Below are 17,523 nucleotides of genomic sequence, written 5' to 3' on the forward strand. Positions count from 1 at the left end.
ACAACTCGGGGATGCCCATGCCGGCTTCGGCCTGTCTCAAGAAGCCAATGATTTGTTCGTCGCTGAACCTGCTCTTCTTCATGTCCGTCATTCTCCTGGGTTGACGGACTTCTCTCGTTTACCGTGGTATGGCTGGTGGGGGGCAGGTCACTGGGCTCACAGCTTAGTGCCGCTGCCGCATGGGCGCATGGCGGGCGGGAGTTCGTTTTTGAGTTGTTTTGTTTGGAGGTGCTTTGTGATGACTGACGATTCCTTGACGCCCCCGCCGCTGGAGCGGTTGCTCACTGCGCTGCTGGAGTTGCCGCCCCTGCCTGGGCTGGCATCCCTACACGAAGCCGGTGATGGTGCGGCACAGTTGGTGTTGGAGGTGCTGGACACGGCGCTGCACACGCCGCCCGCGCAACCCCAGTGCATGGCTGCAGTGCGGTATTTCTGCAAGCACGCCCGCCACCGCCTGGGCTTGGCGTGCTGGCGGGATCTTCAGGGCTTGCTGGAGCAGTACCCGCAAAGTGACGAAGGCGATGCCGAAGTGGCGCGCTTGCTGTGGGGTGTAGAGGCCCGTGAACATGCGCGGGCACTGCGCGTGCTGGTGTGGTTCATGGCAGCGTATGACGTTACCGAGCTGGGGCAGTGGCATGCGTGGATGGGCACGAGTGGGTTTGAAGAAGCCTTGCGGGAATCGCTCGATACGTTGGGCGCTGTGGCGGTGGTGCTGTTGTGGCAAGCCAAGTCAGGGCGTACAGACCACGCCTGGGTGCTGCGGTTTGCGCGAAGGGCGCTGGGGCATTCGGTCAGCGAGGGGCCTGCCATGCTGGCGTTTCGGGATGCGGCAGAGGCAATGGGAGTGCCGCAAAGGGTGCTGGCCCAGCAAGTAGCCCATTGGGAACGGGCAGCTATGGGCATTGACGATGCGCCAGGCCTGCGGGTGCTGTGGTGGCAGTGTGTGGCCGAGGCGTTGCAGGTGCATGTAGCCCAAGAAAGCGGTACAGCAGCCAGCAGCGACGAATGGCGTGTTGATTTGTCACCAACGTCGGCATTGCGTTACGGCGAAGCTGGCATCGTGCTGGAATCCCAGGCAAGAGAACTGCAGGCCAACGCGCCTGTGGTCACAGCGCTGCGACTGCGCCAGCGGAGCTGGGCACAAGGCTTGGGGCTGTGGCTGGAGATTCAGGGCGAGGGGCGGCTGTCGGCAATGCACCAAGCGGCCATTGCCGAGCGGTTTGAGGCTGCGGGGCACCGGGCGCCGCAGTTGCGGTATGCCAGTGCAAATGGCGGTCACCAAGCCACATGGTTGGCGACATGGCGCTGGGATGAAGCGGTGTGGGTGCCTCGGGATATGCCGGTGGCTGATGTGAAGCGCTGGGCGCTGGAGACGGCACTCAAGGCGACCGAGCACTGGCTGTTGATGTGCGGCATGGTGGCGCTAGCGGGAAAGCTGCAGGGGGCTGCACCGGCGCTCGATACTGGGCTAGTGGGGGTGGATGTCAAAAGGGAAGCCACCAATGAAAAAAAGTTCTAGGGCCAGGGGCGCTAGAACTTCTTCAGGCTGGTGGGTGTGCCACTTTCTGAGCCAAAACTGGCTGAAAATAACCGTATAACCAGCCGTATAACGGTTTGATGACTGTGCTAAAAGTCTTTGAAAATCAATGACTTAGAGCTGTATCTGGCGGAGAGGGCGGGATTCGAACCCGCGGTGGGGATTAGCCCACACACGCTTTCCAGGCGTGCGACTTAAACCGCTCATCCACCTCTCCGAAGCCTCCCATTGTAGCAGGACTTTGATGCACACATTAGCCCATGGCGATGGTGAATTTGCACGGCGCTGCGGTCGAGAGCGGACTTGGGAATGATTGGGTGTAGGCTGTTTACATGACCACTTCCATCATTCCTACTCCTTCACAGGCGCCTCCTGAAGGCGGTGCTTCCGTATCGCGCCTGGCGGTGCGCCGTGTGGCCATCGACACCTGGCGCGAGAACGTCGCTTACCTGCACCGTGACTGTGCTGTGTACCGTGCGGAGGGTTTCCAGGCGTTGTCCAAGATTGAGGTGCGTGCCAACGGCCGGCGCATTCTGGCCACCCTGAACGTGGTGGATGACCTCGGCATCGTTGCGTGCGATGAACTGGGGCTGTCCGAAGACGCCTTTGCCCTTCTGGGGGTGGAGGCGGGCTACAAGGTGGCGGTGGCGCAGGCCGAGCCGCCCGAATCCATGGGCGCGCTGTTCCGCAAGATCGCGGGGGAGCGCCTACAGCGCGAAGACCTGCGTGCCATCGTGCGTGATATCGCCGAGCACCGCTATTCCAAGATCGAGCTCACGGCCTTCGTCGTCGCGTGCAACCGCGACGAGTTGGACCGCGAAGAAGTGTTCTTCCTCTCCGACGCCATGGTGGCCACGGGCCAGCGGCTCGATTGGCACGAGGGCTTGGTGGTGGACAAGCACTGCATCGGTGGCATCCCGGGCAACCGTACCTCCATGCTGGTCGTGCCCATCGTGGCGGCGCACGGCATGCTGTGTCCCAAGACGTCGTCGCGTGCCATCACATCACCGGCGGGCACGGCCGACACCATGGAGGTGCTGGCCAATGTCGAGCTGCCGCTGCAAGACCTGCAGCGCATCGTGCGCGACCACCGCGGCTGCCTGGCCTGGGGGGGCACAGCCCAGCTCTCGCCCGCCGACGATGTGCTGATCTCTGTCGAGCGCCCGCTGTCCATCGACTCGCCGGGGCAGATGGTGGCGTCCATTCTGTCGAAGAAGATAGCCGCAGGCTCCACCCACCTGGTGCTCGACATCCCTATCGGCCCCACGGCCAAAGTGCGATCCATGCCTGAAGCGCAGCGCCTGCGCCGCCTGTTTGAGTACGTGGCGCAGCGCCTGGGCCTGTCGCTCGACGTGGTCATTACCGATGGGCGCCAGCCCATCGGCAACGGCATTGGCCCGGTGCTGGAGGCGCGCGATGTGATGCGCGTGCTGGAAAACGATCCGCGCGCGCCCAATGATCTGCGCCAGAAATCCCTGCGCCTGGCAGGCCGCCTGATCGAGTGCGACCCAGACGTTCGTGGCGGCGACGGCTATGCCATCGCACGCGACATCCTTGACTCCGGCCGTGCCTTGGCGCGCATGCAGGCCATCATCGCCGCCCAGGGCGGCAAGGCGTTTGACCACAACCACCCGCGTCTGGGTGCGCTGCATTTTGAAGTTTGCGCCCCGGCTGACGGTGTGGTGGCAGGCATTGACAACCAGCAGATCGCCCGCATCGCCCGCCTGGCTGGCGCGCCCAAGGTGCAGGGCGCGGGCGTCGATTTGCTGTGCAAGCTGGGCGATGCCGTGGTCAGCGGCCAGCCGCTGTACCGCGTGCATGCCGACTTCTCGGCCGATTTGGAATTCGCTCGCCAGGCTTGCGCGCAAGGCAGTGGCTATCGCCTGGGCACCGCCGACGAGGTGCCGCGCGTTTTCGTGGAGTTTTGAACATGACCGGATTGCCCGCAGCCCAAGCCTGTCTGCTGTACTTCGACGACGAACGCCCCGCTGCCGAGCGCCTGGCCGCCGCCAGCGGCCTGGACCTGCGGCCCGTGCAGCGCCATCGCTTTCCGGATGGCGAACTCAAGCTCACTTTGCCGGTGGACGGGGCGGGCCAATTGCCCGCGCGCGCCGTGCTGCTGCGCAGCCTCTACCAGCCCAACGACAAGCTGGTCGAACTGCTGCTGGCCGCCCGTGCTGCGCGTGGCCTGGGCGTGCGCCACCTCACGCTGGTGGCGCCGTACTTGGCCTATATGCGCCAGGACATCGCCTTCCATCCCGGCGAAGCCGTGAGCCAGCGCATCGTTGGTCCGTTCCTGGCCAGCCTGTTTGACGCCGTAGTCACCGTCGATCCACACCTGCACCGCGTTGCCACGCTGCCCGAGGCCGTGCCCGCGGCCCAGGCCGTGGTGGTCAGCGGTGCACCGCTGCTGGCCGACTGGATCGTGCAGCAGCGCCCCGGCGCGCTGCTGGTGGGCCCCGATGGCGAATCGGCCCAGTGGGTGGCCCAGGCCGCGCAGCGCCACGGGCTGCAGCATGCCGTGTGCACCAAAGAGCGCCATGGCGACCGCAGCGTCACCATCGCACTGCCGCCGCTGGACGTGCGGGGCCGGGCCGTGGTGCTGCTCGACGATATGGCCAGCACTGGCCATACCCTGGCGCAGGCGACGCGCCTGCTGCTGCAGGCGGGCGCCGCCTCGGTCGATGTGGCGGTGACCCATGCCCTCATCGCGCCCGACGCGCTCGCCGCGCTGCACGAGGCAGGCGTGGGCTGCTTCTGGAGCACCGACTGCGTGGCCCATGCCAGCAATGCCGTAGCCATGGCGCCGGCCCTGGCCGAGGCCGTGGCGCAGGTGGCGGCCGCGCTGGAGTGACCTGGAAAACTCCTGTTTTAATAGCTGCTGGCGCTTGTCCCGTAAGGGCTTGCGCCATATTTACCTTCAAACCACTCAGCCTGCACGCTGCAGCAGCCGCACCAGCATGGGCCGCACGAAATGCGCGCCCTGCGCCGTGCAGTGCGGCGCAAAAGCCGCCGCCACGCGCTCCAGAATCTCGGGCGTGATGTGGTGGTCGGCAAAAGTGGGGCGCATCATGCGCCGCTCGAACTCGGCGAAGTCCTGGAAGTGCACCGGCATGTCGAAGCGCCGCTGCGCTGTCTCCACCCACGGGCTGCCCGGTGCGGCCAGCGCGCGGTCCAGCGCCGCCTGCGCGGCAGCGCGCACCGTGCCTTCGTCGTTGTATAGGCGCACTACCTCGTTCAGCGCACCGTCGTACACCGGCTCCGACACGTACAAATGCCCGCCCGGACGCAGCACGCGCGCGGTTTCGGCCAGTGCCTGGTCCATGGCGTCCAGCGGCACGTGGTGCAGCGACTTGAGCATCAGCGCCAGGTCGAAGGCCCCGTCGGGGCACGGGATTGCCTGCGCGCCCGCCGCTTCGAAGCGCATGCCGGGCGCGGGTGCCTGCAGATTGCGCTGGTGCTGTATGGCATCCACCTCCAGGCCCAGGTAGTCCAGCCCGGGCCAGCGCTGCAGCATCTGCCGCGCCATGCGCGCGGCGCCGCAGCCCAGCTCGATGATGCGCGGGCCGGGCGCGGGCAGGAGCTGGGCAAGGAGGTCGAGTTCGTCGGTGAGGAGGGGCGGTGTCATGGGCATAAGTGCTGGTGCAGATGAATCCCTCACATCATCCACTAACAGGCCAGCGGGGGATTGGCGGCGGGACACGAACACGCGGCAGCGCTTGCGGTAGGCTCGTCCCATGTGGTTTGAAGGATTCGAGAGCGGCGCTTGGGCCGCCGTGGCCGTGCTGGCCTGTGTGCCGCCGCTGGCCTTGGCCATCGATGCGGTGTGGGGCGAGCCGCCCGCGCCCGTGCACCCCGTGGTGTGGATGGGGCGCGCCCTGGGCTGGTGCGGCGAGCGCGTCGCTCCCCTGTCGCCGCAGGCGCGTGATTTCAAGCATTTTTGGCTTGGAGCCTTTGCCTGGTACGCGCTAGCAGCTATTGTTTTGATAGTATCCTGGGGGCTGGAGCGGCTTGCGCTGCAGCTGCCCGTGCCGCTGGCGGCGCTGGCATTGGCGCTGTGTCTGAAGCCGCTGCTGGCCTGGCGCATGCTGCGCGACGAAGTCCTGGCCGTCGAAGCGGCGCTGGGGCAGTCGCTGCCAGCCGGGCGCGAGCGCCTGTCCTGGCTGGTGAGCCGCGACGTGCAGCAGCTCGATGCCGTGCAAGTGCGCGAGTCGGCCATCGAGTCGCTGGCGGAGAACCTGAGCGACTCGGTGGTCGCGCCTGTGTTTTGGTTCGTGCTGCTCGGGCTGCCGGGCGCGGCGCTGTACCGCTTTGCCAACACGGCCGACGCGATGTGGGGCTACCCCGGCCCGCGGGGCGGACGCTACTGGCTGTGGGCTGGCAAATGGGCCGCGCGTGCGGACGATGCCCTGTCGTGGCTGCCTGCGCGCCTCACGGCGCTGCTGCTGGCGCTCGCGGCGCGGCGCTGGCCCGCTGGCTTGGCGCAAGAGGCACGCAAAACCCCATCGCCCAACAGCGGCTGGCCCATGGCAGCCATGGCGCTGCTGCTCGGCGTACGACTGGCCAAGCCAGGGGTGTACGCGCTGCACCCGCGCGGGCGCCAGGCCGGGCCGCTGGACACGCGGCGCGCGGCCGCGCTGGGGGGGCTGGCAGTGTTGCTGTTGGCACCGTTGTCCGTGCTGGTGGCGCTGGTGCTGGGGGGGCTGGCGTGAACGCAGTACATGGCGGGCCGGACGCGCAGGGCGTGCCGCGGCATGACTTTTCCACCAACGCCAATGCCTGCGGCCCTTGCCCGCAGGCGCGTGCGGCGCTGCGCGCGGCCGATCGCCGCCGCTACCCCGACCCGGCCTACACCGCGCTGCGCGCGCAGCTGGCGGCGTTCCATGGCGTGGCGCCCGAGCGCATCGTGGTCGCGGCCAGCGCGAGCGAGTTCATCCACCGCATCAGCGCCTTCGCGGCACGCGCCGGGCTGCGCCATGCCGTGCTGCCCGCGCATGGCTACGGCGACTACGCCCGCGCCGCCGCCGTGTGGGGGCTGGCCGAATGGGGCGCTGCCGATGGCCACGCGCCGCCGCCCGCGCTGCACTGGGCCTGCGAGCCGGGGAGCCCGCTGGGCACGGCGGACGCGGCCCTGGCGCGCTGGGCGGGCGAGGGCGCTGCGCTGGGTGCGCTGCGCGTGCTCGACTGCGCTTATGCGCCGCTGCGGCTGGAAGGCGCCGCCACCACGCCGTCGACTGGCGCCTGGCAGATGTGGACACCCAACAAGGCCCTGGGCCTGACTGGCGTGCGCGCGGCCTACGCCATCGCGCCCGATGCGGCGCAGGCGGCCGCCGTGCAGGCATTGGCGCCGTCGTGGCCGCTGGGTGCCGACGGTGTGGCGCTGCTCAGCACGTGGACGGGCGCAGAGGCCCAGGCCTGGCTGGCCCGCTCGCTGGCCACGCTGCGCACCTGGAAGGCCGCGCAGCTGCGGCTGTGCGCCGTGCTGGACTGGGCCGTGGTGCCGGGCAGCCAGGCCAACTACTTCACGGCGCGGCTGCCACTGGCCGTGGCCGACGTGGCGCCCGCGCTGCAGGCGCTGCGTGCGCAGGGCATCAAACTGCGCGACTGCGCTTCGTTCGGGCTGCCGGGCCATGTGCGCCTGGGCGTGCTGGGGCCGGGGGCACAGCGTGCGCTGCGGGTGGCGTGGCTGCTCCTTAATCAATAGCTGCTAGCGCTTGCTTGGTAAGCGTTAGAGGCTGATTTTGATGTGAATCTCGTGCGTGGCGCTGTGCGGGCCCTTGGCGCTGCACGCCGTGCGTGCAGCCGTTGCCGCCAGGCCTTCAGGTGCGTGGTGGCGGCTCAAGACGATGCCGCTTCCAGCCCCTGGTACGCCAGGTGCCTGAACTCAAAGGTGTAGGGGTTGCCAAAGCCGAAGTAACGCTGCGTCATCAGCACGCCGGCGGTGTTCAGGCGCGGGTTGATCCACCACACGGTGCCCGCCAGGCCGCCCCAGCTCACTTCGCCGGTGCTGCCGGGCGGGTCGTATTTGCCAGGGTGTTCCAGCACCGAAGCGCCCAGCCCGAACACGCGGCCGGGGTGCGCGGGCATGTTCGGAAAGCGCACGTACTGGCCTGGCGCGATGTGGTTGCGGTGCATGAGCGCAATGGTCTCGGGCCGCAGCAGCGTCGGGCCACCGGGCATGAGCGACTGCACCAGCCGCACCTGGTCACCCAGCGTGGACACCAGCCCGCCGCCGCCGGTCTGGCGCGGGGCATCGCTCAGGTAGGCGCCGGGGTAGGGGGCACTGTCCATGCGGCGCAGGCCGGGCAGGGTGGGGTCCATGAAGTCCACGCCGCCGTACAGCGCCGTCAGGCGCGCGCGCTTGTCCTCGGGCACCCAGAAGGCCGTGTCCACCATGCCCAGCGGGCCGAAGATGCGCTGCGCGAAGAAGTCGCCCAGGCGCTGGCCTGATACCACCTCTACCAGCCGGCCGAGCACGTCGGTGGCAAGCGAATACTCCCAGCCCTCTCCGGGGTGGAAGGCGAGCGGCAGCGCGGCGAGCTGGTCGACGAACTGCGCCTGCGTGAGCAGCGGGTGGTGGATGCCCGACTGCTTGTAGGCCCCGTCCAGCAGCGATCCGGGGTCGAACAGACCGTAGGACAGGCCGGCGGTGTGCGTTAGCAGGTGGTGCACGGTGATGGGGCGGCGCGCGGGCTCCACGTCGTCGATGCGCGTGGCGCCGGCGCGCAGCACCTGCGGGTTGGCGAACGCGGGCAGGTGGCGCGCGATGGGGTCGTCCAGCGCCAGCAGGCCATCCTCCACCAGCAGCAACACCGCGCAGGAGGTGGGCAGCTTGGTGTTGGAGAACACGCGGAAGAGGTGGTCCTCGCGCAGCGGCACGTCGGCCTCGATGTCGGCGTGGCCGCAGACAAACTGGTCCACCACCGTGCGCCCGCGCAGCAGGGCCGTGGAGACGCCGGGCAGAAAGCCCTTTTCGACCTGCGCGTGCAGCGCAGCATGGAGGGCATGGAAAGGCGATGCGGGCATGGTTCTCCTCGTGGCGGGCAGGGGGCGATGCGCGAGCATGGCGCAGGCGTTGGCGCGTGGCCGGTCGCGCGGGGGACAATAAGGGGTTTTTCCTGCCTGCCCCGCCATGACGACTGCCCCCGCTTCTGCTTCTGCCACCCGCCCGGCCCGCTGCATCATGGTGCTGGGCACCACCAGCGGCGCGGGCAAGAGCTGGCTCGCCACGGCGCTGTGCCGCTATTACGCCCGCCAGGGGTTCAAGGTGGCACCGTTCAAGGCGCAGAACATGAGCAACAACGCGCGCGTCGTCGCCGGGCCGCAGGGCGCCTGGGGCGAGATTGGCAGCGCCCAGTACTTCCAGGCCTTGGCCGCGCGTGCCGTGCCCGATGTGCGCATGAACCCGCTGCTCCTCAAGCCCGAGGCCGACACCCGCAGCCAGGTGGTGCTACTCGGGCAGGTGAGCGAGGAACTCTCCGCCATGCCCTGGCGCGGCCGCAGCCAGCGCGTGTGGCCGCAGATTGCGGCGGCGCTGGATGCCCTGCGTGCCGAGAACGACGTGGTGGTGATCGAGGGTGCGGGCTCGCCCGCCGAGACCAACCTGCACGCCAGCGACGTGGTGAACATGCGCGTGGCCCGGCATGCCGGGGCGCGCTGCCTGCTCGTGACCGACATCGACCGGGGCGGCGCTTTCGCCCACCTGTACGGCACCTGGGCGCTGCTGCCCGAAGACGAGCGCGCGCTGATCCACGGCTTCGTGCTCAACAAGTTCCGCGGCGATGCCAGCCTGCTCGCGCCGGCGCCTGAGGATTTGCAGCGCCGCACCGGCATTCCTACCGTGGCCACCATCCCCATGCAGTGGCGCCACGGCCTGCCGGAAGAAGACGGCGTGTTCGATATGGCACCGGCAGGCGCTGATGCCCGAGGTGTCGTGCACACCACGGTGGCCGTGGTGGCTTACCCGCGCATCAGCAACCTGGACGAGTTCCAGCCGCTCAAGAACGTGCCGGGCGTGCGGCTGGTGTGGGCCCGCAGCCCGGCCGGGCTGGCGGGGGCTGACTGGGTGGTGCTGCCCGGCTCCAAGGCCACGGCCGCCGACCTGGCCTGGCTGCGCGCGCAGGGGCTGGACGGCGCCATTGCGGCCCATGCCGCGCGCGGCGGCCGGGTGCTGGGTGTATGCGGCGGGCTGCAGATGCTGGGCGAGGCGCTGGTGGATACCGAGGGCATCGACGGCAATGCGCCCGGCCTGGGCCTGCTGCCGCTGGTCACGGCCTTTGCGCGTGGCAAGACCGTGCAGCCCACGCAAGCGTGCTTTGGCGCATTGCCAGGTGCCTGGGGCGCATTGACGGGCGTGGTGGTAGCGGGCTACGAAATCCACCATGGCCAGACGGCGCAGCACCCGGCCATGGCCGCCAAGGGCGACGTGGCGCGCGAGGTGATCCCCGGCCTGGCCTGGTGCAACCCGGCGGGCAACGTGCTGGGCCTGTACCTGCACGGCCTGTTTGAAGACGCTGCCGTGCTGCGCGCGCTCTTTGGCGCCGAGGCACCCACGCTGGACGGCGTGTTCGACGGGCTGGCCGATGCCTTGTGCACCAGCTTCGCTCCCGGCGTGCTGGATGCCTTGGTTCAATGACGCACGCCGTGAAACACCTGCGCCGTGGCCTCCGTGCCGATGCTCTGGGCCCAGGGGGCTCTTGCGCCAGCCTGCCTGCGGCGCTGGATCGTTCGGCCGGCCGCGCGCATGCGACTGGACTTTCTTTGTAAACCCTTGCCGTGCCGCTTCGGGCATGGCGTTCTCTTTCCCCGCCACCATGACCACACCTCTTGTGATTCCCAGCGTTGATGACCTGCATGATGCTGCGCTGGCCGAGCGCCTGCAGCGCGCCATTGACGACAAGACCAAACCCCTCGGCGCCCTGGGCCGCCTGGAAGCGCTGATGCTGCGCCTGGGGCTCATCCTGGGCACCGAGGCGCCTACCCTGCAGGCGCCGCAGATGCTGGTGTGCGCAGGCGACCATGGCCTGGCCGCACGCGGCGTGTCGGCCTATCCGAGCGACGTGACGTGGCAGATGGTGGAGAACTTTTTGGCTGGCGGCGCGGCCGTGAGCGTGCTGGCGCGCCAGCATGGCGTGCAGCTCTCGGTGGCCGACTGTGGTGTGGCGCGCGCCATTGCGGCGCGCGAGGCCGCACCCGGTGCGCCGCGCCTGCTGCAGTGCCGCGTGGCGGCGGGCACGCAGGATGCCAGCCAGGGCCCGGCCATGGATGCGGCGCAGTGCGCGCAGGCTCTGGTGCATGGCATGGCGATCGTGCGCGGTATGCCGGGCAATGCGCTGTTGTTGGGCGAGATGGGTATCGGCAACACCTCCGTGGCCTCGCTGCTGCTGGCCCGCCTGGGGGGCGTGCCGCTCTCGGAATGCGTGGGGGCCGGCACCGGGCTCGACGCTGCTGGTATCGCGCGCAAGCAGGCGGTGCTGCAGCAGGCGCTGGAGGCGAACAACCAGGCGCACGAGCCGCTGGATGCCCTGGCGGCGCTGGGCGGCTTCGAGGTGGCCACCCTGGCCGGGGCGGTGCTGCAGGCGGCGGCCGAGCGCCGCGTGATCGTGGTGGATGGCTTTATCACCTGCGCGGCCGTGCTGGTGGCCAGCCGCCTGCAGCCGCACGTGCTGCAGCGCTGTGTGTTCTCGCACCGCTCGGGCGAGCGCGGCCATGGCGCCATGCTGGGGGTGTTGCGTGCCGAGCCGCTGCTGGACCTGGGGCTGCGCCTGGGCGAAGGATCGGGGGCCGCGCTGGCTTGGCCGCTGCTGGAGTCGGCTTGCCGTGTGCTGCGCGAGATGGCGAGCTTCGCCAGCGCAGGCGTATCGCAGCAGTCGGCCTGAAGCTGATGGGGGGGCGTGGCTGCCTAGCCGATGCAGGTTTGGTTGCGCCCCTGCGCCTTGGCCTGGTACAGCGCCTGGTCAGCGCGGGCCAGCATGGCGTCGAGCGTGTCGTCGGGGCCGCGCCATGACGTCAGGCCGATGCTCAGCTGGCAGTCCAGCCGGTGTCCCACGGCCAATGCGGTGTGGATGCGCTGGGCCACCCGGCGCGCCTCCTGCGTGCCGGTTTCGGGCAACAGCAGCATGAATTCCTCGCCGCCATAGCGGCCGAGCCGGTCGGCACGGCGCAGCACGGACTGGGTGGTGTGGGCGAAGTGCACCAAGACGGCGTCGCCATGCTGGTGCCCGTGGGTGTCGTTGAGACGCTTGAAATGGTCTAGATCCAGCATCATCAGGCAGGGCCCCCGGCCAGTGCGCTGGCTGCGTGCCAGTTCCTCCTCGCAGCGCTCCAGCAGCGCGCGACGGTTGAAGACCTGGGTCAGCGGGTCGTACGTGGCCAGGTGCTCCAGCTCGGTCACCAGCCGGTCAGTCGCCATGAGCACGGCACCAATCGACAGCATCAGCACCGTGAGCACGTAGGCGCTGATGTACAGCGTCTGCAGCAGTGTCTGCTCCATGAGGTGCGCGCCCGCCATGCCGGCCAGGGCGGTGGCCAGCCGCAAGACCAGCACCGCCAGGTGGGCCGCCAGCACGATTTGCACCATGCGCACGGGCAGGCGTTTGCCCCCATGGCGCAGCAGGAAGTGCAGGTTGGTGGCGTAGATCGCGCTCACCAGCGTGGTGAACAGTACCAGCCGCATCTGAAAGTTCGGCTCTACGTAGGTGAACCACGCGAAGCCGAGGGCCGAAGCCACAAGGTACAGCCCCCAGGCGGGCCAGCGCGTGGGGTGGCCGATGAAACGTTGGCAGCCGATGTGGAACAGCACCGTACCTAGCATGAGCACCGTGTTCGCCCCGACGACTGCCAGCAGGTCGGGCAGGCCACCCTCGCGCCCGCTGTAGAGCACCGAAGCCACCAGCCACGCCAAGGGCGCCGCCGCCCAGTAGCCCAGGCCGCGGATGCCCGGCGGGTAGTGGCGCCGCATGAAGGCCAGCACGATGGCCATCGCCGTCGCCATCACGCCTGCCATGGCGATGAGTGAGCGGGGATCCAGGGCAAGCATTGGGGGCGAGGTCAGGGTGCGGGCGTTTTTGGGGTGTATTTACAATAAGTTACCACATTGCATTCCCAGCAGCGTGGCTTGCGGGCTTGGCAGACGTAGCGGCCCAGCAGGATCAGCCAGTGGTGCGCGTCCACCCGGTAGGCCTCGGGCACCCGCTGCAGCAGTTTCTTTTCTACTTCCAGTGGCGTTTTGCCCGGGGCCAGTCCGGTGCGGTTGCCGACGCGGAAGATGTGCGTGTCCACCGCCATGGTGGGCTGGCCGAAGGCCACGTTGAGCACCACGTTGGCGGTTTTGCGGCCCACGCCGGGCAGCGCCTCCAGGGCTTCGCGGGTGCGCGGCACCTGGCCGCCGTGCTGCTCTACCAGGATGCGGCAAGTCTGCAGCAGGTTGCGGGCCTTGGTGCGGTACAGGCCGATGGTTTTGATGTACTCCTCTAGGCGCTCCAGGCCCAGGTCCAGCAGGGCCTGGGGCGTATTGGCCACGGGGAACAGCTGGCGCGTGGCCTTGTTCACACCCACGTCGGTGGCCTGGGCCGACAGCAGCACCGCCGTCAGCAGCTCGAAAACGCTGGTGTATTCGAGCTCTGTGACCGGGTGGGGGTTGGCCGCCTGCAGTGTTGCGAAGAACGGTTCTATGTCCTGGCGTTTCATGCGCCGCATTGTCGCTGCGCTGCGAGGCGCGGCGGATTGGCGAAAATGCGGGTTTGCTATTTCGCCCATTGCCTGGAAACCCATGCCCATCGCCTTCGCCGACCGCCTCGCCAACGTCGAAACCTCCGCCATCCGCGAACTCTTCAAGCTGCTGGGCAAGCCCGGCATCATCAGCTTTGCCGGGGGCTTTCCCGACAGCGCCATGTTCGATGTGGAAGGTATCCGTGAGGCCAGCGAGCGTGTGCTGCGCGAAGAGCCCGGTGCTGCCCTGCAGTACGGCGCCACCGAAGGCTACCAGCCGCTGCGCGAGCAGCTGAGCGCATTCATGGCTGCCAAGGGGGCGCTGGACGTGGCGCCCGAGGGGTTGATCGTCACCACCGGCAGCCAGCAGGCGCTGGACCTGCTGGGCAAGACGCTGATTTCGCCCGGCGACAAGGTCATCGTCGAGGGGCCGACGTTCCTGGCCACCATCCAGTGCTTCCGGTTGTATGGCGCCCAGCTCATCAGTGCGCCCATCGACGGGCAGGGCGTGCAGACCGACCGGTTGGAGCAGCTCATCGTCGAGCACCACCCCAAGTTCGTCTACCTGATTCCCACCTTTGGCAACCCCAGCGGGGCCACGCTCAGCCTGGAGCGGCGCCGCAAGGTGCTGGAGCTGGCGGTGAAGTACCAGACCGTGGTCGTCGAGGACGATCCGTACGGCGACCTGTACTTTGGCGAGGCGCCGCCGCCCAGCTTGCTGGCGCTGTCGCGCGAGGTGCCGGGCAGCCGCGAATGGCTGGTGCACTGCGGCTCGTTGAGCAAGGTGCTGTCGCCTGGGCTGCGCGTGGGCTGGATGATCGCCCCTGCCGCGCTCTTGGCCAAGGCCACGATGTGCAAGCAGTTCAGCGACGCACACACCAGCACGTTCGCCCAGGCCACGGCGGCGCGTTACCTCCAGGCCGGGCGCATGCCGGCCACGCTGGCGCGCGTGCGCCAGGTCTACGCCGAGCGTGCCCAAGCCATGGGCGACGCGCTGCGCCAGGGCCTGGGCGACGCCATCGGCTTCGTGCAGCCGCAGGGCGGCCTGTTCGTGTGGGCGCGCCTGACCGACGCCGGCGGCAAGGTGGCCGACGGCAACGTGCTGGCGCAGCGCGCCATCGACAAGGGCGTGGCGTTCGTGCCAGGAGCGCCGTTTTTCTGCGCCGAGCCGGACCACGCTACGCTGCGCCTGTCGTTCGCCACGGCCGACGTGGACAAAATCCGCGAAGGCGTGGCACGCCTGGCCCAGGCGGTGCAGGCGTGATGTCGGAGACATCGCTGCGGCTGGAGGCGTTGGAGGTGAAGGCCGCCTTCACCGAAGACCTGCTCGACCAGCTCAACCTCACGATCTACCGCCAGCAGCTGCAGATTACGCAGCTGCAGCGCGAGCTGCAGGCGCTGCGCGAGCAGCAACCCGAGGGCACGCCGCGCAGCCTGCGCGATGAATTACCCCCGCACTATTGAGAAGAACACCCGCATGCCCGTACCTCTCGATTCCACGGCCATCACGCATGGCATTCAGCTTGCGGTGGCCCCCGTTTTCCTGCTCACGGCGGTGGCCGGCATGATCGGCGCGGTGGCCGGGCGGCTGGCGCGCATCATCGACCGCGCGCGCGTCGTGGAGGACAAGGCGCGTGCCAGCAACGATGCCGAGCTGATCCAGCGCACCTATACCGAGCTGGCCACGCTGCGCACACGCGGGCGCATGGCCAATGTGTGCATCGGCCTGCTCACGCTGTGCGCTTTCCTCATCGGGCTCACCATCATCCTGCTGTTTCTGGGCGAAATCATGGGCCTGCAGGCTGCGCGCATGGCGGTGGCGGGCTTTCTGGCGGGCGTGTTGTCTTTCCTGCTGGCGCTGGTGTTCTTCCTCACCGAGACCGTGATGGCCACCCGGCTGCTGGACTTCCATTTGCTGCAGCAACCGCCGCAACGCTGAGAGGCGCCATCGCCATGGATTCCGAACTGCTGCGGCGTCTCGTCACCACGGAAATGCCCTATGGCAAGTACAAGGGGCGGGTGCTGGCCGACCTTCCAGGCAACTACCTGGCCTGGTTCGCGCGTGAGGGCTTTCCGCGCGGCGAACTGGGACGGCTACTGGCGCTGATGCATGAGATCGACCACAACGGGCTTGGGCACCTGCTGCAGCCTTTGCGCGCCGCAGTGCGCAAGGCGCACGGCTAATGAGAGGCACACTCTCTTTTTGATAGCTTCTAGCGCTTGCTATCCAAGCGTTAGAGCCGTTTTTGGTTGAAAAAAATGCAGGCCTCAGTGGCTGCGCCCGTGCGCCTGTAAGAAGGCGGGGGGCTGCCCCAGGCACACGCGGAACAGGTTGCGCGCCACGCCGTGCGCCGTCTGCTGCAGCTGCTGTGCGACTTCGGGGGGGAAGCGTGCGTCAGTGTGCACGGCCCACAGCCGCACCCAGGCGGCGAAGTGTGCGGGCGTGATGCCCTCCAGCGCCAGATGCCGGACCGCCACGTTGCCCCGGTAGCGCTTGCTGCCCAGGGCCACGGTGCTCCAAAAATCCACCATGCGTGCCAAGTGCGCATCCCAGTGCGCGCCGATGGCCTGGGTGAAGACCGGGCCCAGCAGCGGGTCGGCGCGCACGTCGGCGTAGAAGCCGTGCACCAGGGCGGTGATGCTGTCGAGATCCAGGGGGCGCGGGGCGTGGTCGGGTGCCATGGCCGCCATTGTCGCGTGCCGAAGCCCGGCGGCAGCGCTGTGCACCGTTCAGCTGCAACCGCAGGTGCCGCCGCCGCAGCCCTGCGTGGCGGTCTGCTCGAACTGCGGGAACAGCACGTTGTTTTCCAGGTGGATGTGGTTGATCAGGTCGTCGCGCAGCTGCGCCAGGCCTGCATACAGCGCACGCCAGGTGTTGCATGCGCCCAGCGGCGGGGTGATGTCATGGGTCAGGCGGGCGATCTGTTCCAGCGCTTCGCCGTGGTCGTTGTGCTCGTGGCGCATCATGGCAATCGGCTGGGTGACGAAGCTGTTGCCGCCCCCGCGCAGCATGGGAAACAGCACGGCCTCTTCCTTGTGCATGTGGCTGAGCAGCTCTTGCTCCATGGCCTCCAGCGCATCACCCAGTCCGGCGGGCACTTCCGAGTGGTCGCGGTGCACGGCCTCGACACGGCGTGCCATGCGGATCAGCTCGGGCAACTGCGCGCGGTGCACCTCGTGGTAGCGCGCCAGGATGTGGTCGATGAGCTCCGACGGCGTGCCCGCGTCGGGCAGCTCGGTGGGGCGCTGCAGGGTGGACAGTTCATCCACCACGGTTTGCAGGTCCAGCCCTTTGGCGGCGCAGGACTGGCGCAGGCTCACCTGCCCGCCGCAACAGAAGTCCAACTTGAGGCGGCGGAAGATCGCGGTCGAGCCGGGCAATTGCACGGCAATCTGGCCTATGGCTTGCTCGGCGTCTATCGGGGTCTGGGGCAGACGGGCATTCATGGTGGGGTCCTTTAAATATTCATTCGACATGCCTATTTTATCGAAATAAAATACAAAATACATACCTGTTTTCTTGACTTAGGACAATTCAGCCCATGCGCCTCACCCAGTGGACCGATTACGCATTGCGCGTGCTCATGTACTGCGCCGCCTGCCAGGCGCGTGAGCAGCCGGTGACCATCAGCGAGGTGGCTGCGGCGCACAACATTTCGCGCAGCCACCTGACCAAAATCGTGCAGGAACTGGCGGCGCAGGGGCTGCTGGAGACCACGCGCGGGCGCGGCGGTGGCATGCGGCTGATGAAGCCCGCGAGCAGCATCAGCATCGGTGCCGTGGTGCGCCTGATGGAGACCGATTTCGACATGGTGGAGTGCTTCAATCCGGCACTCAATACCTGCCGCATGGATGCGCACTGCGTGCTTAAAGGTGTGCTCGGTCGCGCCACCCGGGCCTATCTCACAGCGCTCGATGGCGTGACCCTGGCCGACCTGGTGCCGCAGGCGCAGGTGCTGGCCCCCCCGCCGGCGCAGGTGCTGCGTCCCGTGCCTGGCCTGCCCATAGCGGCCGCGCACTGATTCAGTACGCTATGGGTATAGAAAATGGCCTGATTAGCGACATATCTCAGACTGAGCAGAACCAACGCCAGCTAGAGGACTCGAAAGGACATGCCGAGCCTCGGCGCCAAGGAGCAAGCGATGTCCATCAACGCGATCCAGTTCCAACGCGGCCTGTCACTGCCCCAGTTTCAAGCCCTGTACGGCAGCGAGCAGCAGTGCGAGCGCGCTCTTGTCGCTGCCCGCTGGCCCCATGGCTGGCAGTGCGCGCACTGC

The 17,523-nt window shown here is 68.1% G+C and carries 18 protein-coding genes, 1 tRNA gene and 1 pseudogene; 13 read left to right on the plus strand and 7 right to left on the minus strand.

Annotated elements, in window-relative coordinates:
- The first annotated feature begins 238 nt into the window (after positions 1–238).
- Complete coding sequence (locus BN2503_RS16610) at positions 239–1,519, plus strand: hypothetical protein (RefSeq protein ID WP_054257746.1); 1,281 nt, start codon at positions 239–241, stop codon at positions 1,517–1,519.
- A 145-nt stretch (positions 1,520–1,664) separates the two neighbouring features.
- Here the strand turns inward: BN2503_RS16610 and BN2503_RS16615 are convergent.
- A tRNA-Ser gene (locus tag BN2503_RS16615) sits at positions 1,665–1,754 on the minus strand.
- 115 nt (positions 1,755–1,869) lie between these two features.
- Between BN2503_RS16615 and BN2503_RS16620 the strand changes: the two genes are divergently transcribed.
- Together BN2503_RS16620 and BN2503_RS16625 are read left to right on the plus strand one after the other, a co-directional pair.
- A complete protein-coding gene (locus BN2503_RS16620) occupies positions 1,870–3,465 on the plus strand; it encodes a thymidine phosphorylase family protein (protein WP_082366649.1) in 1,596 nt (531 codons plus the stop codon).
- Positions 3,466–3,467: 2 nt separating this feature from the next.
- Complete coding sequence (locus tag BN2503_RS16625; protein WP_054257747.1) at positions 3,468–4,391, plus strand: ribose-phosphate diphosphokinase; 924 nt, start codon at positions 3,468–3,470, stop codon at positions 4,389–4,391.
- A gap of 75 nt (positions 4,392–4,466) precedes the next feature.
- Here BN2503_RS16625 and BN2503_RS16630 read toward each other — a convergent pair whose 3' ends face one another.
- Positions 4,467–5,171: a class I SAM-dependent methyltransferase gene (locus tag BN2503_RS16630; protein WP_411914299.1), complete on the minus strand. Its 705-nt coding sequence runs from the start codon at positions 5,169–5,171 to the stop codon at positions 4,467–4,469.
- Positions 5,172–5,274: 103 nt separating this feature from the next.
- Between BN2503_RS16630 and cbiB the strand changes: the two genes are divergently transcribed.
- On the plus strand, positions 5,275–6,249 hold the full coding sequence (gene cbiB / locus BN2503_RS16635; RefSeq protein ID WP_054257748.1) for an adenosylcobinamide-phosphate synthase CbiB: 975 nt from the start codon (positions 5,275–5,277) through the stop codon (positions 6,247–6,249).
- On the plus strand, positions 6,246–7,241 hold the full coding sequence (locus BN2503_RS16640; protein ID WP_054257749.1) for an aminotransferase class I/II-fold pyridoxal phosphate-dependent enzyme: 996 nt from the start codon (positions 6,246–6,248) through the stop codon (positions 7,239–7,241). The genes cbiB and BN2503_RS16640 overlap by 4 nt, the downstream gene beginning before the upstream one ends.
- A 134-nt stretch (positions 7,242–7,375) precedes the next feature.
- Here BN2503_RS16640 and BN2503_RS16645 read toward each other — a convergent pair whose 3' ends face one another.
- Positions 7,376–8,563: a serine hydrolase domain-containing protein gene (locus BN2503_RS16645; RefSeq protein WP_054257750.1), complete on the minus strand. Its 1,188-nt coding sequence runs from the start codon at positions 8,561–8,563 to the stop codon at positions 7,376–7,378.
- Between the two features lie 157 nt (positions 8,564–8,720).
- Here BN2503_RS16645 and BN2503_RS16650 point away from each other — a divergent pair, with 157 nt between their 5' ends.
- Together BN2503_RS16650 and cobT are read left to right on the plus strand one after the other, a co-directional pair.
- Entirely contained in the window at positions 8,721–10,172 is a 1,452-nt protein-coding gene (locus tag BN2503_RS16650; RefSeq protein WP_175537974.1) for a cobyric acid synthase, read from the plus strand.
- 178 nt (positions 10,173–10,350) lie between these two features.
- A complete protein-coding gene (gene cobT / locus BN2503_RS16655; protein ID WP_054257761.1) occupies positions 10,351–11,415 on the plus strand; it encodes a nicotinate-nucleotide--dimethylbenzimidazole phosphoribosyltransferase in 1,065 nt (354 codons plus the stop codon).
- A 23-nt stretch (positions 11,416–11,438) separates the two neighbouring features.
- Here cobT and BN2503_RS16660 read toward each other — a convergent pair whose 3' ends face one another.
- Both BN2503_RS16660 and nth read right to left on the minus strand, forming a co-directional pair.
- Positions 11,439–12,575 carry a GGDEF domain-containing protein gene (locus tag BN2503_RS16660; RefSeq protein ID WP_054257752.1) on the minus strand — a complete coding sequence of 379 codons (1,137 nt, stop codon included), beginning with the start codon at positions 12,573–12,575 and terminating at the stop codon, positions 11,439–11,441.
- Between the two features lie 11 nt (positions 12,576–12,586).
- Positions 12,587–13,225 carry an endonuclease III gene (nth, locus tag BN2503_RS16665; RefSeq protein ID WP_054257762.1) on the minus strand — a complete coding sequence of 213 codons (639 nt, stop codon included), beginning with the start codon at positions 13,223–13,225 and terminating at the stop codon, positions 12,587–12,589.
- Positions 13,226–13,313: 88 nt separating this feature from the next.
- Between nth and BN2503_RS16670 the strand changes: the two genes are divergently transcribed.
- From BN2503_RS16670 to BN2503_RS16685, 4 genes are read left to right on the plus strand one after another with little or no spacing between them, the layout of a single operon-like run.
- The gene (locus BN2503_RS16670; RefSeq protein ID WP_082366650.1) at positions 13,314–14,510 is read left to right on the plus strand and encodes an aminotransferase-like domain-containing protein; all 1,197 of its coding nucleotides are present in this window, start codon (positions 13,314–13,316) and stop codon (positions 14,508–14,510) included.
- Entirely contained in the window at positions 14,510–14,710 is a 201-nt protein-coding gene (locus BN2503_RS16675; protein ID WP_054257754.1) for a SlyX family protein, read from the plus strand. Before BN2503_RS16670 ends, BN2503_RS16675 begins: the two co-directional genes overlap by 1 nt.
- 13 nt (positions 14,711–14,723) lie before the next feature.
- Entirely contained in the window at positions 14,724–15,185 is a 462-nt protein-coding gene (locus BN2503_RS16680; RefSeq protein ID WP_054257755.1) for a DUF2721 domain-containing protein, read from the plus strand.
- A 14-nt stretch (positions 15,186–15,199) separates the two neighbouring features.
- Positions 15,200–15,430 (plus strand): DUF3820 family protein, encoded by a 231-nt coding sequence (locus BN2503_RS16685; protein WP_054257756.1) that lies wholly within the window; start codon positions 15,200–15,202, stop codon positions 15,428–15,430.
- An 84-nt stretch (positions 15,431–15,514) separates the two neighbouring features.
- On the opposite strand, the gene BN2503_RS16690 is transcribed toward BN2503_RS16685, so the two are convergent.
- Positions 15,515–15,928, minus strand: a complete 414-nt coding sequence (locus tag BN2503_RS16690) for a group III truncated hemoglobin (protein WP_054257763.1) — start codon at positions 15,926–15,928, stop codon at positions 15,515–15,517.
- A gap of 48 nt (positions 15,929–15,976) precedes the next feature.
- Positions 15,977–16,693 (minus strand): iron-sulfur cluster repair protein YtfE, encoded by a 717-nt coding sequence (gene ytfE / locus BN2503_RS16695; protein WP_054257757.1) that lies wholly within the window; start codon positions 16,691–16,693, stop codon positions 15,977–15,979.
- A gap of 95 nt (positions 16,694–16,788) precedes the next feature.
- Here ytfE and BN2503_RS16700 point away from each other — a divergent pair, with 95 nt between their 5' ends.
- Positions 16,789–17,268: an RrF2 family transcriptional regulator gene (locus BN2503_RS16700; RefSeq protein WP_054257758.1), complete on the plus strand. Its 480-nt coding sequence runs from the start codon at positions 16,789–16,791 to the stop codon at positions 17,266–17,268.
- Positions 17,269–17,388: 120 nt separating this feature from the next.
- A pseudogene (locus BN2503_RS20195) lies at positions 17,389–17,523 on the plus strand (IS1595 family transposase); the annotation flags it as partial.

Origin of the sequence: Paenacidovorax caeni (genome assembly GCF_001298675.1) — a bacterium.
In the GTDB taxonomy this organism is placed as follows: domain Bacteria; phylum Pseudomonadota; class Gammaproteobacteria; order Burkholderiales; family Burkholderiaceae_C; genus Paenacidovorax; species Paenacidovorax caeni.

What these genes read in the sequence shown, in the direction of transcription:
- BN2503_RS16610 (WP_054257746.1), top strand. Translation starts at nt 239, where the DNA reads ATGACTGACGATTCCTTGACGCCCCCGCCGCTGGAGCGGTTGCTCACT.
- BN2503_RS16620 (WP_082366649.1), top strand. Translation starts at nt 1,870, where the DNA reads ATGACCACTTCCATCATTCCTACTCCTTCACAGGCGCCTCCTGAAGGC.
- BN2503_RS16625 (WP_054257747.1), top strand. Translation starts at nt 3,468, where the DNA reads ATGACCGGATTGCCCGCAGCCCAAGCCTGTCTGCTGTACTTCGACGAC.
- BN2503_RS16630 (WP_411914299.1), bottom strand. Translation starts at nt 5,171, where the DNA reads ATGCCCATGACACCGCCCCTCCTCACCGACGAACTCGACCTCCTTGCC.
- cbiB (WP_054257748.1), top strand. Translation starts at nt 5,275, where the DNA reads ATGTGGTTTGAAGGATTCGAGAGCGGCGCTTGGGCCGCCGTGGCCGTG.
- BN2503_RS16645 (WP_054257750.1), bottom strand. Translation starts at nt 8,563, where the DNA reads ATGCCCGCATCGCCTTTCCATGCCCTCCATGCTGCGCTGCACGCGCAG.
- BN2503_RS16650 (WP_175537974.1), top strand. Translation starts at nt 8,721, where the DNA reads ATGGTGCTGGGCACCACCAGCGGCGCGGGCAAGAGCTGGCTCGCCACG.
- cobT (WP_054257761.1), top strand. Translation starts at nt 10,351, where the DNA reads ATGACCACACCTCTTGTGATTCCCAGCGTTGATGACCTGCATGATGCT.
- BN2503_RS16660 (WP_054257752.1), bottom strand. Translation starts at nt 12,575, where the DNA reads ATGCTTGCCCTGGATCCCCGCTCACTCATCGCCATGGCAGGCGTGATG.
- nth (WP_054257762.1), bottom strand. Translation starts at nt 13,225, where the DNA reads ATGAAACGCCAGGACATAGAACCGTTCTTCGCAACACTGCAGGCGGCC.
- BN2503_RS16675 (WP_054257754.1), top strand. Translation starts at nt 14,510, where the DNA reads ATGTCGGAGACATCGCTGCGGCTGGAGGCGTTGGAGGTGAAGGCCGCC.
- BN2503_RS16680 (WP_054257755.1), top strand. Translation starts at nt 14,724, where the DNA reads ATGCCCGTACCTCTCGATTCCACGGCCATCACGCATGGCATTCAGCTT.
- BN2503_RS16685 (WP_054257756.1), top strand. Translation starts at nt 15,200, where the DNA reads ATGGATTCCGAACTGCTGCGGCGTCTCGTCACCACGGAAATGCCCTAT.
- BN2503_RS16690 (WP_054257763.1), bottom strand. Translation starts at nt 15,928, where the DNA reads ATGGCACCCGACCACGCCCCGCGCCCCCTGGATCTCGACAGCATCACC.
- ytfE (WP_054257757.1), bottom strand. Translation starts at nt 16,693, where the DNA reads ATGAATGCCCGTCTGCCCCAGACCCCGATAGACGCCGAGCAAGCCATA.
- BN2503_RS16700 (WP_054257758.1), top strand. Translation starts at nt 16,789, where the DNA reads ATGCGCCTCACCCAGTGGACCGATTACGCATTGCGCGTGCTCATGTAC.